Origin of the sequence: Aliarcobacter thereius LMG 24486, from assembly GCF_004214815.1 — a bacterium.
Lineage (GTDB): Bacteria > Campylobacterota > Campylobacteria > Campylobacterales > Arcobacteraceae > Aliarcobacter > Aliarcobacter thereius.
On record NZ_CP035926.1, the window covers coordinates 1,342,335 to 1,359,628 of the forward strand.

Sequence of the window (17,294 nt, forward strand, 5' to 3'; positions counted from 1 at the left end):
CTAATCTCCATCAGCATCTAATATTTCAGGTTTTAAAGCAAGTTTTTCAATAATAGTTATATAGTATAAATCATGAATATATGATGCTAATTCAAATATTCTTGAAGCATTCGAAAAATCATCTTTATTTAATTTATTTATCTCTTCTAAAGTCTGTTTTATAGTATTTGATACTTTATCAATCTCTTCTTTTGCACTTTTTTCATATGAAAAACTATAAAGATTTTTATATTCTTGTTTATCAACAACTTTTAATTGAGTTTCTAAAATTGAGATTATCGCCTCAAAAGAGTTTTGACTTAGAAAATATTCAGCTCTATTATTTTTTTGATCATTCTTATACTTAGTAGATAATCCAGCTGGGTTTCCTATTCTCCACTCTTTTAATCTATATGAAGAAGCAACTAAACTATTTACTAAAATTGCTATCTCTTCTTTTTCATCTTTTGTAGGATTTGTTAAATAAGCTTCATAAACCTCTTTTATATCTTCTAAATGTGAAATTATAGAGTCCAAAATAACTTTTATTATCTCTTTATCTCTACTATTTAACTCTTTTTTACTAATTACATATTCCAAAGCATTTATCGTTTTAAATGAGTTTTTATATAAAGATGTTTGAACATTTTTAGAAGAATCTATAACTCTTTGCATTTGTGAATTTAGATCCTCTTTTAAGTTATTAAAAACATCAATAAATCTTGGAGTATCAATATAATCATAATCCAACTCTCCAGCTAAATAAAGTGTTTCAACACTTTTCCAATCTTTTAAAAACTTTTTAAAGTTTTCTTTACTTATACCTTTTTGCAAAGCTTTTGCACTATTTATTGCATTATTTGTATCATTTATAGATACATTTCCTAAAATACTTTGAAATACACTACTATTTGCAAATAAATTTATTGCAAATAAAGCAACTATTATTAGTTTTTTCATTATAACTCCTCTAAAAATTTAATTAATTTTTCTCTATCTTTTTTATCTAAATTCATATAAGCTTCTTTACTATTTTTTGCCTCTCCTCCATGCCATAAAATAGCTTCTTCAACATTTCTTGCTCTTCCATCGTGTAAGAAATTTGCTCTTTTATTAATTTTAATATTTAATGCTGTTCCCCAAAGTGGAGCTGTTCTCCACTCATTTTTATTTGCAAGAAACTCTACTCTTCCATCTGCTAAATCTTCCCCCATATCATGAAGTAAAAAATCTGAAAATGGTTTAACTTCAAAACCTAATTTTGTTTTAAAACTACTTATATGACACTTATTACAAGATAATATATCAAATATCTTATAGCCATTTTTATAAATCTCACTATTTTTATTTAAACTATATGTTTTTATATTCTTTAAATAAAAAGTAATAGCATCTAATCTAAAATCAGGTAAATCTATTTCATCTAATCCTTTTGGAGCTTCTAAACACTCTTTTTGAAACTCTGTGCACTTTTTATCAGATTCAATGCTAGATGTAAGTCCTATATCATTTGAAGCTGCAAAAGCAACTTGTTCTTTTAGTTTTGCAACACTAGCTTTATGAGTATATCTCCCTAATTCATACTTTTTTGAAATAGGAGAATATACAAAATTTGCTTTTCCTCTTATTCCATCTTTGTTTTTATCTTCTAAATCTTGATTTTTTAATATCTCTTCATCTTCAATTAAATCTATTAATGCCATTCCATTTAGAGATTGAGCAACTCTATATGAAACAAGCGTATTTTTTGATAAATTTCCATAATTTAGATTTTCTAAACTATACTTTGGTTTTCTTAAAACAGTTTTTGTTTTATCAGGAAAAACAATTTCAATATCTTCAAAATCTATTTTTATATTTCCTTCAAAAGGTACACCATAAACTCCATTTATAGCAAGTTGTTCTCCATAAACTAAATCTGGAATAAAACCTTTTTTGTAAATTATTTCTTTATATTTATCTTCATCACTATTTATTGAAAGTCTTGCTAATAATCCTCTTAAAGCTTTTCCTTCATCACTAATAATCATAGCTCTACTATTATTTGGATGACAAGAAATACATGAATTTGCATTAAAAAGTGGTCCTAAACCATCTCTTGCTCTTGTACTACTTGGTGCTTTTACCCAAGGAATATTAAAAAAACTTCGTCCTAATATAAATTTATCTATCTCTTCATCCTCTAATTTATCTCTTTGTTTTAATAATAATTTAGAATCTTTTGAAGAAGATATATATCTATTTTCTATATTATCAAAAGAAAAAAGCCCTGTACAAAATATTATTGTAAGGGCTTTAAAAAATATAATCTTTTTAATCATATATTATAGTTTTGTCTCTTCAGGATCTGTTACATCTTCATCTGTTAAAGATATATTATTTGCTTTTGCAACAGTTACCATTTCATTTCCAAGTTTTCTTAACTCATTTTTTAATTTTACTAAAACTTTTGACATATAATGTTCTGGTCTAATTTGATGATCAAAATGTGCTTCCGTTTTAGCAACTCTATCAACTTGCTCAATTTTTTCTTCAATAGAACTCATAAGTTTTATAATTCTTTGTTTATCTTCTTCTTCTAGTGTATCAAATAAAGAATCTCCATATTTTTTACCTTTATAAGTAGAAGTTAATATATTTTTAAAACCTTCATAGTTTTTTACTAAATCTCTATGAGTATTATCAGAGAAACAAGAGTGTTCATCCTCTTCACTTGGAGTTAAAACAGCAACCGCAATTCTTTCATTTGCAAGTTCAGATTTTATAAAGATACCCATACCTGAGATTATCTGTTTTAATGCAGTTTGAGTATCAATATTTTTTTCTGTTTCTTTTGATTCATTTAATAATACAGCTTTATAAAGTCCTCTATTTCCATCTATTTTTTCTTCCCAAGCACTATAAACCGTCTCTAAATCTTCTACAAGTTTTTCTGTAACAACTTTTAGATATTGTAATCTTCTTTTAGAATCTTTATCACTTGTAAAATCACTTAGTGGTCTTTGTCCAGCATTCATAGCACCTTTTGATATTTTATCTTCTAAGAAGTTTTCATAATCTTGATCTTGTCCCCAAAGTAAAAACTCGATTGCATGATAACCTGTACTTACATTTGCTTCTCCACCATTTTCATTTAAGGCTGTTAAAGCTTCTTTAGTAATTTCAGTAACATCTACTTCTTCTGAATCCTCTCCACCTGGATTAAATTTTCCAACAGTATCGATTATATTTCCTGATGTTCTTTTACCATCTGCATCAATTATATAATCAATCATATTTTCATCTAAAGGCCAAGCATTTATTTGTCCTTCTAAAGCTCCATAAGCTTCTTCGATCCACTCTTCTTCACTATCAATTGGTCCATTTGAAAGTCTAAATGCTTCTGTTGTTCCATATGATTCTCTTGATTCAAGCCAAGCTAATTTAGCATTATCATAAGATTCTTGTGTAGGATTCTCTACAAAATTATTTATAGCAATTTGAAGTTTTTTAGCATCTTCTAAAGCATCTTTGTAGTTTTCTTGAGCAATCTTTGCATAGTTTTCTACAATCTTTTCTTGCTTACTTTTAGTTGATTTATTTGCACAACTACTAAAAGTTATTGATAACATAATTATCAATAAAAGTGAAAGTTTTTTTCCAAATTTCATTTTATTTACCTTTATATTTTATTCTAGGTATTAAAACAAAATCTTACTTTACTTTAACTTAGGATTGATAATAATTATCAAGATAGCTTAAAAAAGATACTTAATTATATTTTGTACATCCTTATTTTCATCAACACCATTTTTTTCTAATATTCTATTGATCTTCTTATCAATTTTTTCATTATTAATATTTTTCTTTATAGTATCTTTTAAAATATCTTTAATATCAAACTTATAATCTGGATTATCAATATTTCCACTTAATAAAATTGCAAAATTAATCTTATTAAAATTTACATTTAACTTTGTATCAATTTCATTTTTTCTAAAATCCATTATCCCATTTTTAGAATCAATAATACTTTTATCAGCTTTTATATGAAAATCACTTAATAATTTATCATCTTTAATTTCACTTTTAAGAATTCCCTCTTTATAAATCTCTTTAGTTATATCAATTTTAGATAAATCATATATTTTTTGAGTTAATTTTGTCTTTACAAAATGCCCATCTTCAATTTTTGCATTAAGATTTCCATATGAACTTATTAAATTATATTTTAAATCTAAATCTATTTTAGAATCAAAAAATTCATTTTTGTTTATCATATTTAAAAGTTTTCTACTATTTGCTCCATCTATATTTATATTTAAATCATTATTTAGTAAATTTAATTTAAATTTTCCACCAATTAAATCTGAAAAACCATCTACTTTTAAACTACTATTATCTTTAAATATATTTCCATCTAATACAATATTACCACTAAGAGGAATTATTGTAAAATCATCTAATTTTGATAAATCGCTTACACTTAATTTATAATCACTTTTCAGTAAAAAACTTTTTGTATCAAAAATCATTTTTTTTGTGTAAATATTTGCTAAATTTGATAAGAAAGATATTTTGCTATTTATTAATGAATCTTTTAATATATTTTCCATATGTAAACTATAATTTATATCTTGTTTAATTATTTGCTTGAATTCTTGTTCAATAACTTTATTATTTAATTTTGCATTTTTTATATCAATTTTTACTAAACCATCAAAAAATTTACTACTATTGTAAGTTAAATCAGAAGATAAATTTATATTCCCACTTGTATATATTGGTTGTTTAACTATTGCTAAAATATCATCAATTTTTGCATTTAAAATATTTACTTTTACTTTATTTAATAAAAAATCTTCTAATATAATCTCATATTCTGTTTTACTTTTTGCTATATTTGATTTCCCAGAAATTGTTGTAATTTTATCTTGATGTTTTACTTCACCAAAAACTTTTAAATCACCATTTAAATCCATTTGAGCTAAATTATTAAAAATTGAAAGGTTTTCAATATCTGCTTTATATTCCACATCTGCAATTTGATCAAAAATAGAAAAAATTGCTTTGATTTCTATCTTTGATTTTTCATTTAAACTAGCTTGAAAAACTAATAAATTATGATTAATAATTAATTCATCAATTTCTAAGATAAAATCATTTTGTTTGTTGTTTATAGTTCGTTCAATATAATTTGCTAAATAATAATTTCCACTCTTTGTAAACAAAACAACATATAAAGCACCAATAGATATAAAGATAAATACAAACAACACAATAAATAATTTTTTCAATTTTTCCTCTTAATCTTAAAAATGAGATTAATTATATCAAATTTAAAATAAATTTACATATTTAGATATATTTTATATTATTTTGAGTATAATATCGAGTTAAAAGTTCTTTGTAGGGATACGCAAGCCGAACAGACTTTTAAAAAATTTATATAAGGATTTTAGAATGAAAAAAATCGTTCTTTTAATGCTAGCTATCGCTGGTATCGCATTTGCTGCTGATGAAGCAGTTGCTAATGAAACTTTAAAAGCATACTCTGTAGTTGCTGCTGGTATTGGATTAGGTTTAGCTGCTCTTGGTGGAGCAATTGGTATGGGTAATACTGCTGCTGCAACAATTGCAGGAACTGCAAGAAACCCAGGTCTAGGTGGTAAACTTATGACTACAATGTTTATTGCATTAGCTATGATTGAAGCACAAGTTATTTATGCTCTAGTTATTGCAATGATTGCATTATATGCAAATCCATTCCTATAATAGCTATTTATAGAGATAATAAAAATTAAAAGCTAGGAAGTTTTAACTTCTTAGCTTTTTTTATTTTATTTTTATAGAGTCTAGGTTTTTATTATTATTTTCCATATAATTTTTAATATTGTTAATAATAGAGTCACCGAAGCCTTTAATATTTCTAAGATCATCAGGTTTAGAGATAGTATTAGATTTTCTATATTCAATAATAGAATCAGCTTTTTTATCACCAATACCTTTAATAGACATTAGTTCTGATTTAGAAGCAGTTTGTAGATCAATAGCTCCTAAAAACAAAGCACCAAACAACATAATAAGTACAACAATTTTTCTCATAATTTCTCCTTTGTATGAATGTAAAAAATTATAACATAAATAATCGTTAAATAATAGATTTAATATTTATTATGATTTACTACAAATCTTAATTTTTTAATTATTAAGAGATTAGGGGAAGTTGTTGGGGTATGGGTATAAAAAAAGCTTAGCTTGCTTTATAAAAAGACATATAAAGAAAGCTAAGCTTTTGTAAAATATAAAATAAATACTCAAGAGTTGGCAGTGACCTACGTTTCCACAGGGGGACCCTGCAGTATTATCGGCGATGAAGTGCTTGACTACCAGGTTCGGAATGGGGTCTGGGTATTTCCACTTCTCTTTAACCACCAACAAATTTGAGTAGTAAAAGCTTATATCAAACTCTTAATACTCAAATCAGATTGAGTTAAATCTAATGCTAAAGTCTTCTTCATATAATATTGTCTAAAACAAACTACTAAGTATACACTTAATAAGATAGTAAAACCAAAGAATTCATAAAAAAAGCCAAACGTTCTATTAGTACTGGTCAGCTAAAGGGCTTACACCCATTACACATCCAGCCTATCAACCAGCTAGTCTTGCTGGGAACTTCAGGGAAAGTTCATCTTAGAGTTGGCTTCGAGCTTAGATGCTTTCAGCTCTTATCACATCCCAACGTGGCTACCCAACGATGCTCTTGGCAGAACAATTGGTACACCAGTGGTTGGTTCATCCCGGTCCTCTCGTACTAGGGACAAATCTCTTCAACTTTCCTACGCCCACGGAAGATAGGGACCGAACTGTCTCACGACGTTCTGAACCCAGCTCGCGTACCGCTTTAAATGGCGAACAGCCATACCCTTGGGACCGACTACAGCCCCAGGATGCGATGAGCCGACATCGAGGTGCCAAACCTCCCCGTCGATGTGAGCTCTTGGGGGAGATCAGCCTGTTATCCCCGGCGTACCTTTTATCCTTTGAGCGATGGCCCTTCCACACAGAACCACCGGATCACTATGACCGACTTTCGTCTCTGTTCGACTTGTAGGTCTCACAGTCAAGCTAGTTTATGCCATTATACTCAACAAGCGATTTCCATCCGCTTTGAACTAACCTTTGTAAGCCTCCGTTACTATTTAGGAGGCGACCGCCCCAGTCAAACTACCCACCAGACATTGTCCTGAATGAGGATAACTCATCGCAGTTAGTAACTCGAATATTCAAGGGTGGTATCTCAAGGATGGCTCCGACTCTACTTGCGTCTAGTCATCATAGCCTCCCACCTATCCTGCACATGAATATCCAAGCTACAGTGTCAAGCTGTAGTAAAGGTGCACGGGGTCTTTCCGTCTTTCCGCGGGTAGGAGGAATTTTCACCTCCACTACAATTTCACTGGATCCCTCTTTGAGACAGCTCCCATCTCGTTACGCCATTCATGCAGGTCAGTATTTAACTGACAAGGAATTTCGCTACCTTAGGACCGTTATAGTTACGGCCGCCGTTTACTCGGGCTTCGATCAAATGCTTCGCTTACGCTGACATCATCAATTAACCTTCGAGCACCGGGCAGGCGTCACACCTTATACATCCACTTACGTGTTAGCAAAGTGCTGTGTTTTTGGTAAACAGTCGGGAGGGACTCTTTGTTGCAACCTCTTTGGCTTTCGAAAGCAAGTTTCTATACCATAGTAGGCACACCTTATACCGAAGATACGGTGCTATTTTGCAGAGTTCCTTAAAGAGGGTTCTTCCACGCGCCTTAGAATACTCATCCCACCCACCTGTGTCGGTTTACGGTACGGGCAACATATAATATACTTAGTGGCTTTTCTTGGCACGACAGTATCATCGATTCTCCATCTCCTCCGAAGAGTGTCAAGAGCCTGTAAGATCTCGGTCTAATGTTAAGCGGATTTTCCTACTTAACAACCTACTTCCTTCGACCCACTATTCCATCAGTGTGCTCGATTAACTCTATGCGTCCCCACATCGCGCTTATATGTTGGTATTGGAATATTAACCAATTTGCCATCGTCTACTCTTTTCAGACTCGACTTAGGACCCGACTAACCCTACGATGACGAGCATCGCGTAGGAAACCTTGGGTTTTCGGCGTTAAGGATTCTCACCTTAATTATCGCTACTCATGCCTGCATGCTCACTTCTATCCGCTCCAGCACTCCTTACCGGTATACCTTCAACGCTGAATAGAACGCTCTCCTACCACTCAATTAAAAATTGAATCTAAAGCTTCGGTGTACATCTTAGCCCCGTTATATTTTCCGCGCAGAATCACTAGACCAGTGAGCTGTTACGCTTTCTTTAAAGGATGGCTGCTTCTAAGCCAACCTCCTGGTTGTCACAGTAACTCCACATCGTTTTCCACTTAGATGTAACTTAGGGACCTTAGCTGTTAGTCTGGGTTGTTCCCCTCTCGACAATGGATTTTATCACCCACCGCCTGACTCCTGTGATTACACATATAGTATTCATAGTTTGATAGGGTTTGGTACCGCGGTAAGCAGCCCTAGCCCATTCAGTGCTCTACCCCTATATGCTACTACACAAGGCTATACCTAAATATATTTCGGAGAGAACCAGCTATCACGAAGTTTGATTGGCCTTTCACCCCTATCCACAAGTCATCCCAAGACTTTTCAACGTCAGCGGGTTCGGTCCTCCACTGGCTCTTACACCAGCTTCAACCTGCTCATGGATAGATCACTTCGTTTCGGGTCTGCAGCATCTGACTATGTCGCCCTATTAAGACTCGCTTTCGCTACGGCTTCGCACTCGGCTTAACCTTGCCAGACACCACAACTCGCAGGCTCATTATGCAAAAGGCAGTCCATCACCCTGATAAATCATAGGGCTCTGAATGATTGTAAGCTAATGGTTTCAGGTTCTATTTCACTCTGCTCGCTGCAGTACTTTTCACCTTTCCCTCACGGTACTTGTTCACTATCGATCTGTAAGTAGTATTTAGGATTGGAGGGTGGTCCCCCCAGCTTCAGTCAAAATATCACGTGTTCCGACCTACTCAGGATACTATTAGTATTATTGAGAATTTTAATTACAGGAGTATCACCTTCTATGCTTTAGCTTTCCAACTAATTCTTCTATTCTCTTTAATTACACATTATAGTCCTACAACCCCCTATACAAGTATAGGGTTTGTCCTAATCCCAGTTCGCTCGCCGCTACTATGGGAATCTCAATTGATTTCTCTTCCTCTGGCTACTGAGATGTTTCACTTCACCAGGTTCGCTCCCCGCAGGGTAATATATATCTCTATATATTGGGTTGCCCCATTCAGAAATCCCCGGATCAAAGCTCTTTGGCAGCTCCCCGAGGCTTATCGCAGCCTAATACGTCTTTCATCGCCTCTTACAGTCAAGGCATCCACCATTAGCCCTTAATAGCTTATTTTTTGCCTATAAATATATATACTTAATATATATTTATAATTTGATAATATTCTTTGGCTACTATCTTATTAAACATACATCTAATAATCTAGTTGTGTTATATCATTATTGATATGAAATTTATTTTTAAACTCAAATATCTCTATTTAAATTTACGAAAAAATTTTAAAGACTTTAACATTATATTTTTAAATATCACTCTAGTTATGAAACCAGATATAAATTCTTAATCTCTCTTAAAAACTTATATCTAATCTCTTTTTCACATATATGGTGGAGAATAGCGGGATCGAACCGCTGACCTCCTGCGTGCAAAGCAGGCGCTCTCCCAGCTGAGCTAATTCCCCAAAAGATTATTTAATGGTGGGCCTATCAGGACTTGAACCTGAGACCTCACGATTATCAGTCGAGCGCTCTAGCCAGCTGAGCTATAGGCCCCTTCACCTACATGTGTTTCTCTAAATAACCTTTATAAACCGAACATATATTGTTAATTGTTTATCTATTAATAAGCAAATATTAATAGTTTTTCTTTGAAAGGAGGTGATCCAACCGCAGGTTCTCCTACGGTTACCTTGTTACGACTTCACCCCAGTCGCCAAATCCACTGTGGAAGGTAGCTACTTTAGCATCCCCGCTTCGAATGAGTTCGACTCCCATGGTGTGACGGGCGGTGAGTACAAGACCCGGGAACGTATTCACCGTAGCATAGCTGATCTACGATTACTAGCGATTCCAACTTCATGTAGTCGAGTTGCAGACTACAATCCGAACTGGGAGATATTTTATAAGATTTGCTCCACATCACTGTATCGCAGCTCACTGTATATCCCATTGTAGCACGTGTGTAGCCCTGGACGTAAGGGCCATGATGACTTGACGTCGTCCTCACCTTCCTCCTACTTGCGTAGGCAGTCTGTTTAGAGTTCTCAGCCAAACTGTTAGCAACTAAACACGAGGGTTGCGCTCGTTGCGGGACTTAACCCAACATCTCACGACACGAGCTGACGACAGCCGTGCAGCACCTGTATATAAGTTTCTGCAAGCAGACACCAATCAATCTCTTGAAAGTTCTTACTATGTCAAGTCCAGGTAAGGTTCTTCGCGTATCGTCGAATTAAACCACATGCTCCACCGCTTGTGCGGGTCCCCGTCTATTCCTTTGAGTTTTAATCTTGCGACCGTACTCCCCAGGCGGTACACTTAATGTGTTAACTGCATTACTGCAAGATCAAGTCTCACAACAACTAGTGTACATCGTTTAGGGCGTGGACTACCAGGGTATCTAATCCTGTTTGCTCCCCACGCTTTCGCATCTCAGCGTCAATAGTGTTCCAGTAGATCGCCTTCGCAATCGGTATTCCTTCTGATCTCTACGGATTTTACCCCTACACCAGAAATTCCATCTACCTCTCCCACATTCTAGATTAACAGTTTTCAAAGCAGTTCTATAGTTAAGCTATAGGATTTCACTTCAAACTTATCAATCCGCCTACATGCTCTTTACGCCCAGTGATTCCGAGTAACGCTTGCACCCCCCGTATTACCGCGGCTGCTGGCACGGAGTTAGCCGGTGCTTATTCATATAATACCGTCATTATCTTCTTATATAAAAGGAGTTTACGCACCGAAATGTGTCATCCTCCACGCGGCGTTGCTGCATCAGACTTCCGTCCATTGTGCAATATTCCCCACTGCTGCCTCCCGTAGGAGTCTGGACCGTGTCTCAGTTCCAGTGTGACTGATCATCCTCTCAAACCAGTTATGCGTCATAGTCTTGGTAGGCCATTACCCCACCAACTAACTGATACAATACAGGCCAATCTCTTACCGATAAATCTTTCCCTAATATACTTCTGCATATTAGGAATATAAGGTATTAGCAGTCGTTTCCAACTGTTATCCCTTAGTAAAAGGCATATTACCTATACATTACTCACCCGTGCGCCACTTAGCTGACAACTATAGCAAGCTATAGCCCGTTCTCGTTCGACTTGCATGTGTTAAGCACGCCGCCAGCGTTCACTCTGAGCCAGGATCAAACTCTCCATAAATTTTTATTTATTGATGTCTGAATCTGACTTTTTTGTTTTTAATTACTTAATTACAAAATTATCACTCAAAAGTTTATAGACAAGTTTCTATCATATTTATATCTCTATAAATACTAACTTGTACAAATTTTTATTTTTTTAACAATTATATATTCGGTTTATAAAGATTACTCTCTAAAAAAAACCTATCAGATTTTAAAGAACTTATTTTTTTACTAAAAAATACAAAATGGCTCCGGCACCTGGGATCGAACCAGGGACCAAATGATTAACAGTCATCTACTCTACCGCTGAGCTATGCCGGATTAAATATTATCAAAAAAGTGGCTCCGGCACCTGGGATCGAACCAGGGACCAAATGATTAACAGTCATCTACTCTACCGCTGAGCTATGCCGGAAACATTCTTCTTCGTTAATGGGGTGGAATTATAGTAAATAAAAAAACAATTGTCAAGAGTTTTTAAGATAAATTCTTAATTTCGTATAAAATTCAGAATTTATCGAAGTTCTACCTACTTTTTACTAACTCTTTTACATTCATTTATAAAGTGAATTGCATTTTCTACTGGCACATCTGGTAAAATACCATGCCCTAGATTAAAAATATGCCCCTCTCCTTGCATAACATTTTGTATTGCTTCAACACATTTTGTTGTCTCTTCTTTTGAATATAGCCTACAAGGTTCCATATTACCTTGTAAAACATATTTATCTCCTAGCTTTTCTTTTGCTAATGCCATTGGAGTTCCCCAATCTACACCAAATACATCAAAATTTCCATATACCATACCTCTTTCTATAAATGAAGGTATTCCTTTTGGAAACATAATTACTGGGATATGTGGATATTTTGTTTTTATATACTCTGAGATTTCAACCATATATTTCCATGAAAACTCATCATATCTTCCTGGTTCGATAGCTGCAGCCCATGAATCAAAAATCTGAACAACATCAGCACCTGCGAGAATTTGTTTTTCTAAATATAACTTAATAATATCTGTAAGTTTTCTTAAAATTTTATGTAATAATTCTGGATTTGAGTACATTATTTTTTTACATAAATTATATGTTTTTGTACCTTGTCCTTCTATCATATATGTTGCCAATGTCCATGGAGCTCCTGTAAATCCAATTAAGGCTTTATCTTCTGGTAATTGAGTTTTAAGAAGTTTAATTGTTTCATAAACATAAGTTAATTTATTAGCAGCTTCTTCACCACCAATTAATTTATCTAAATCTGACTCATTTTTAATTGGATCTCTAAATATTGGTCCTTCTCCTTGAACAAATTCTAAATGCATACCCATTTCATTTGGAATAACTAAAATATCACTAAACAAAATTGCTGCATCAACTCCTACAATATCAAGTGGTTGAATAGTTACTTCTGCTGCCATCTCTGGATTATGACAAAGATTCAAAAAATTACCAGCTTTTCTTCTAACTTCCATATACTCTTTTAAATATCTTCCTGCTTGTCTCATCATCCAAACAGGTGTATAGGGAGTTGGTTTCCTAAAACAAGCATCTACAAAAATTTTTGACATATTATTCCTTTTATTTTTTTCCAACTTTACCTGTAAAGTAAAGTCCTATAGCTAAAGCAACAATTGCTAAAGCAAAATAGAGTAATTCCAATGGAGTTTCATAGCTAGTATGTAGAACTCTTTGGAAATAATTTACTACTAAAACCATTATTATTACTTTTGCAATTTTATCTTTTAATTGATCAAGTGAACTTATATTTAGAACTGAATTACAATCATCTGGAGAACAAGCAGCATCTATTTTTGATATGAATAACTCATAAACTCCAAAAGAAAAAATCAAAAGTACAATTGCAATAAGATATAAATCAATAGCTTCAATAACTCCTGAAACTATATCTTCATGAAAATGTTCGGGGTGAATTCCACTTACTAGACTTGTTATAACCATTTTTGCTACATTTATAACATCTATACTTGCAACAAGAAAAAGTATTACTGAACCCATAAAACTAAAGATTACAGCTAATATAACTATAAATCTACTTTTCCATAAACTATTTTCTAGAAATTTACTTATCATTTAAATTTCGCTTTCTAGCTCTATCCATTTTAATCCAATTCTAACTGCATTTGTAGCAGCTCCCACTCTTACTTGATCTGCAACATTGAAGAAATGAACAATATTTGATGCATATATATCTTTTCTAATTCTTCCTACATAAGTGTAATCCGTATCAGTAGAAATTATAGGCATTGGGTATTTTTTATTTTCTAAATCATCAATAAGCTTAATATTTTCAAAATTTGCTAAAGCATTTCTAACTTCATCAACATCAACAGTAACTTCATCATTAAATGTAACTGTCAGTGATTCACTATGAGATCTTAGAACTGGAACTCTTACACATGTTGCTGAAAGTTCAAAATTTTTGTGCATAATTTTTTGAGTTTCATTAACCATTTTCATCTCTTCTTTTGTAAATCCATTATCCATAGCAACATCTATTTGAGGAATTACATTAAGTGCGATTTGATGTGCAAATGCTTTTATTTCACTTTCATCAAGTTTAAAAGCAAAAAAATCTTGCATTTGTTGAACCAACTCTTCCATTCCAGCTTTTCCTGCACCTGAAACTGCTTGATAAGTAGAAACATCTACTCTTTTTATCCCATAAAGTTCATCTAGTGGTTTTAAACTCTGAACCATTTGAATTGTAGAGCAATTTGGATTTGCAATAATTCCACTCTCTCTCCAAAGTCTAATATCTTCTGGATTTACTTCAGGAACAACCAATGGAACTTTTGGATTCATTCTAAAATGACTTGTATTATCAATAACAACTGCTCCTGCTTCTACTGCAAATTTTGCATACTCTTCAGAAATACTTCCACCTGCACAAAAAAATGCTATTTCTACTTCTTGTTCTTCAAAAACTGTTGATGTTAATTCTAATACAGTAACTTCTTTATTTTTATATTCTATTTTACTTCCAGCACTTCTAGCACTTGCTAATGGTACAAGTTTATTTATTGGAAAATTAAAAACTTCCATAACTCTAAAAAGTTCTTCTCCTACAGCTCCTGTAGCACCAACAACTGCGACATTAAATTTTCTCATTATTCATCCTCTTTATTTTCTAATTCATTTTCAAAAATATCTGATTGAGTTTCATTAATATTTTCTATTATCTCTCCATCTTCGTTGTATCTAATCACATTTCCATTTTCATCTAATTCTATCTCTTCATCTTCTTTTGGACATTTTGCAATTGATACAACTTTGTCATCTTTATCAACATTTACAATTATTACTCCACTTGTATTTCTTCCTGCTTTTCTAATTGTTTGCATATCAACTCTAATCATTTTTCCAATAGATGTTAAAAGCATTAAATCTTGTGTATCATCAACTAAAACTTCACCTATAATATTTCCTGTTTTAGGAGATAGTTTCATAGCAATAACACCTGAACCAGCTCTATTTGTAAGCCTATATTCTTCAACTGTTGTTCTTTTTCCTATTCCTTTTTCAGAAACTGTTAATATCTCTTGTTCTTCATTATCAATAATTTCAGCATCAACAACAAAATCGCTATCTATTTTAAACTTAATAGCTCTTACTCCTCTTGTGCTTCTTCCTTGTTCTCTTGTTTTATCAACTTCAAATCTAATACATTGTCCAAGGCTTGTAAATACCATTAAATATTTTGTATCAGCATTTGCAATTTTTGCAGTTACTATTTCATCTTCATCATCTAAAACAATAGCTCTTACACCATTACTTCTAATATTACTAAATTCTGCTAAACTAGTTCTTTTTACAACTCCATTTTTAGTAAAGAATGCTAAAGATTTCGCTTCATCAAAATCACTTGTTGGAATAATTGCCATTATTTTTTCATCAGCTCTTAAGTTAATTAAGTTTACAACTGCTTTTCCTTTTGCAGTTCTGCTTCCTTCAGGAATTCTATAAACTTTTAACCAATAAAGCTGTCCCATATTCGTAACAAACATTAAAGTATCATGAGTATTACTTACAAAAAATCTTTCAATAAAATCATCATCATGAGTAGTAACAGCAACTTTACCTTTACCACCTCTTTTTTGTCTTTCATAAGATTTTATAGGAACTCTTTTTACATATCCATTATGTGTAATTGTTACTACCATTGGCTCATTTGGAATTAAATCTTCTATATCAATTTCATCATATGAATCTTCAATTTCTGTTCTTCTTGGATTTGAGAACTTCTCTTTTATCTCATTTAATTCTTCTTTAATAATTTCATTTAATTTTTCTTCACTTCTTAAAATCGACTCTAGTTCTGCTATTAATACCAATAACTCTTGATATTCTGCTTCTAATTTATCTCTTTGAAGTCCTGTTAGTCTTCCTAATCTCATATCTAAAATAGCTTGTGATTGAATTTGGCTTAAATCAAATCTAGCTTCTAATTTCTCTCTTGCATCTGCATCATTTGAGCTTGATCTTATAATTTTTACAACTTCATCAATATTATCAACAGCGATTTTTAAACCTTCTAAGATATGTGCTCTTGCCTTTGCTTTTTCCAAATCAAATATTGTTCTTCTAATAATTACAGTTTTTCTATGTGATAAGAAAATATTTAAAATTTCAGGAAGATTAAATACTTTTGGTTCTTTATTATAAACTGCAAGTAAAATAATTCCAAATGTTGTCTCCATAGGAGTTGATTTGTATAGATTATTTAAAACAATTTCAGCCATTGCATCTTTTTTAAGCTCAATTACAAGTCTAATTCCTTCTCTATCAGATTCATCTCTTACTTCTGAAATTCCTTCTATTTGCTTGTCTTTTGCAAGTTCAGCTATTTGTTCTATTAATCTTGCTTTATTTACTTGATATGGCAATTCATCAATTACAATTATCTCTTTCTTTGCTCTAGTTTCAATATGATGTTTTGCTCTTATTTTTACTCTTCCACGTCCTGTATTATAAGCATCAATAATTCCTCTTCTTCCAAAGATTGTTCCACCTGTTGGGAAATCTGGTCCTTGTACAAAATCCATTAATTCATTTGCATCTGCACTTGGATTATCTATTAAATGTAAAATTGCATCTAGAAGTTCAGCTAAATTATGTGGTGGAATTTTTGTAGCCATACCAACTGCTATTCCTTCACTTCCATTCAATAAAAGTGTGGGAACTCTTGTAGGAAGAACTGCTGGTTCTTTCATAGTATCATCATAATTTGGTACAAAATTTACTGTATCTTTATCTAGATCTCTTAATACCTCTTCAGCAATTCTTGTCATTCTAGCTTCTGTATATCTCATAGCAGCTGCATTATCACCATCAACTGAACCAAAGTTCCCTTGTCCATCTACCAATGGTGCTCTCATTGAGAAATTTTGTGCCATTCTTACAAGAGCATCATAAACAGAACTGTCTCCATGTGGATGGTACTTTCCTATAACATCACCTACAATTCTTGCTGATTTTTTATATGCAGTTTTACTAGTAAGATTTAAATCATGCATTGCATAAAGTATTCTTCTATGAACTGGTTTTAATCCATCTTTAGCATCTGGTAATGCTCGTCCAATAATAACACTCATCGAGTAATCTAAATAAGAAGTTTTTACACTATCTTCAATATTTACATCTATAATATCCTGATTTTCAAAAAGGTTTTCCATAAACTAAGGCCTTTATAATAAAAAATTGACTTGATTATATCTAAATGATGCTTAGTTCTGCTTTATTTAAGGAGATAAAAAAAGGAGGGATAAAACTATCCCTCCTTT

Annotated in this window: 10 protein-coding genes, 4 tRNA genes and 3 rRNA genes; 1 reads left to right on the forward strand and 16 read right to left on the reverse strand. The window is 32.4% G+C overall.

Annotated features, from left to right (window positions below):
- From ATH_RS06955 to ATH_RS06970, 4 genes are all read right to left on the reverse strand, one after another.
- Complete coding sequence (locus tag ATH_RS06955) at positions 1-939, reverse strand: imelysin family protein (protein WP_228140841.1); 939 nt, start codon at positions 937-939, stop codon at positions 1-3.
- A complete protein-coding gene (locus ATH_RS06960) occupies positions 939-2,300 on the reverse strand; it encodes a di-heme oxidoredictase family protein (RefSeq protein ID WP_066185000.1) in 1,362 nt (453 codons plus the stop codon). Before ATH_RS06960 ends, ATH_RS06955 begins: the two co-directional genes overlap by 1 nt.
- A gap of 3 nt (positions 2,301-2,303) precedes the next feature.
- The gene (locus tag ATH_RS06965; RefSeq protein ID WP_066185001.1) at positions 2,304-3,629 is read right to left on the reverse strand and encodes an imelysin family protein; all 1,326 of its coding nucleotides are present in this window, start codon (positions 3,627-3,629) and stop codon (positions 2,304-2,306) included.
- Positions 3,630-3,716: 87 nt separating this feature from the next.
- Entirely contained in the window at positions 3,717-5,255 is a 1,539-nt protein-coding gene (locus ATH_RS06970) for a hypothetical protein (RefSeq protein WP_066185002.1), read from the reverse strand.
- Between the two features lie 166 nt (positions 5,256-5,421).
- Between ATH_RS06970 and ATH_RS06975 the strand changes: the two genes are divergently transcribed.
- The gene (locus ATH_RS06975) at positions 5,422-5,733 is read left to right on the forward strand and encodes a F0F1 ATP synthase subunit C (RefSeq protein WP_066174630.1); all 312 of its coding nucleotides are present in this window, start codon (positions 5,422-5,424) and stop codon (positions 5,731-5,733) included.
- A gap of 60 nt (positions 5,734-5,793) precedes the next feature.
- Here ATH_RS06975 and ATH_RS06980 read toward each other — a convergent pair whose 3' ends face one another.
- The 12 genes from ATH_RS06980 to gyrA all read right to left on the reverse strand — a co-directional run bounded on the left by ATH_RS06980 (position 5,794) and on the right by gyrA (position 17,186).
- Complete coding sequence (locus ATH_RS06980) at positions 5,794-6,063, reverse strand: ComEA family DNA-binding protein (protein ID WP_066390186.1); 270 nt, start codon at positions 6,061-6,063, stop codon at positions 5,794-5,796.
- 217 nt (positions 6,064-6,280) lie between these two features.
- Positions 6,281-6,397 (reverse strand): 5S ribosomal RNA (gene rrf, locus ATH_RS06985).
- A gap of 146 nt (positions 6,398-6,543) precedes the next feature.
- Positions 6,544-9,457 (reverse strand): 23S ribosomal RNA (locus ATH_RS06990).
- Positions 9,458-9,727: 270 nt separating this feature from the next.
- Positions 9,728-9,803: transfer RNA gene (locus ATH_RS06995), tRNA-Ala, on the reverse strand.
- A gap of 14 nt (positions 9,804-9,817) precedes the next feature.
- Positions 9,818-9,894: transfer RNA gene (locus tag ATH_RS07000), tRNA-Ile, on the reverse strand.
- 98 nt (positions 9,895-9,992) lie between these two features.
- Positions 9,993-11,510: ribosomal RNA gene (locus ATH_RS07005) — 16S ribosomal RNA — on the reverse strand.
- The 16S, 23S and 5S rRNA genes sit together here with 4 tRNA genes alongside, the layout of an rRNA operon.
- A gap of 230 nt (positions 11,511-11,740) precedes the next feature.
- A tRNA-Asn gene (locus ATH_RS07010) sits at positions 11,741-11,815 on the reverse strand.
- A 19-nt stretch (positions 11,816-11,834) separates the two neighbouring features.
- A tRNA-Asn gene (locus tag ATH_RS07015) sits at positions 11,835-11,909 on the reverse strand.
- A gap of 114 nt (positions 11,910-12,023) precedes the next feature.
- Positions 12,024-13,061 (reverse strand): uroporphyrinogen decarboxylase, encoded by a 1,038-nt coding sequence (gene hemE / locus ATH_RS07020; protein WP_066181713.1) that lies wholly within the window; start codon positions 13,059-13,061, stop codon positions 12,024-12,026.
- 10 nt (positions 13,062-13,071) lie between these two features.
- On the reverse strand, positions 13,072-13,584 hold the full coding sequence (locus tag ATH_RS07025; RefSeq protein ID WP_171017429.1) for a YqhA family protein: 513 nt from the start codon (positions 13,582-13,584) through the stop codon (positions 13,072-13,074).
- Positions 13,585-14,622, reverse strand: coding sequence for an aspartate-semialdehyde dehydrogenase (locus ATH_RS07030; protein WP_066181710.1), 1,038 nt, complete (start codon positions 14,620-14,622; stop codon positions 13,585-13,587). It abuts the gene before it with no gap.
- A complete protein-coding gene (gene gyrA, locus ATH_RS07035; protein ID WP_066181707.1) occupies positions 14,622-17,186 on the reverse strand; it encodes a DNA gyrase subunit A in 2,565 nt (854 codons plus the stop codon). Before gyrA ends, ATH_RS07030 begins: the two co-directional genes overlap by 1 nt.
- Between the last annotated feature and the right edge of the window lie 108 nt (positions 17,187-17,294).

Coding starts and splice junctions, on each gene's coding strand:
- ATH_RS06955 (WP_228140841.1), bottom strand. CDS start 939: ATGAAAAAACTAATAATAGTTGCTTTATTTGCAATAAATTTATTTGCA.
- ATH_RS06960 (WP_066185000.1), bottom strand. CDS start 2,300: ATGATTAAAAAGATTATATTTTTTAAAGCCCTTACAATAATATTTTGT.
- ATH_RS06965 (WP_066185001.1), bottom strand. CDS start 3,629: ATGAAATTTGGAAAAAAACTTTCACTTTTATTGATAATTATGTTATCA.
- ATH_RS06975 (WP_066174630.1), top strand. CDS start 5,422: ATGAAAAAAATCGTTCTTTTAATGCTAGCTATCGCTGGTATCGCATTT.
- ATH_RS06980 (WP_066390186.1), bottom strand. CDS start 6,063: ATGAGAAAAATTGTTGTACTTATTATGTTGTTTGGTGCTTTGTTTTTA.
- hemE (WP_066181713.1), bottom strand. CDS start 13,061: ATGTCAAAAATTTTTGTAGATGCTTGTTTTAGGAAACCAACTCCCTAT.
- ATH_RS07025 (WP_171017429.1), bottom strand. CDS start 13,584: ATGATAAGTAAATTTCTAGAAAATAGTTTATGGAAAAGTAGATTTATA.
- ATH_RS07030 (WP_066181710.1), bottom strand. CDS start 14,622: ATGAGAAAATTTAATGTCGCAGTTGTTGGTGCTACAGGAGCTGTAGGA.
- gyrA (WP_066181707.1), bottom strand. CDS start 17,186: ATGGAAAACCTTTTTGAAAATCAGGATATTATAGATGTAAATATTGAA.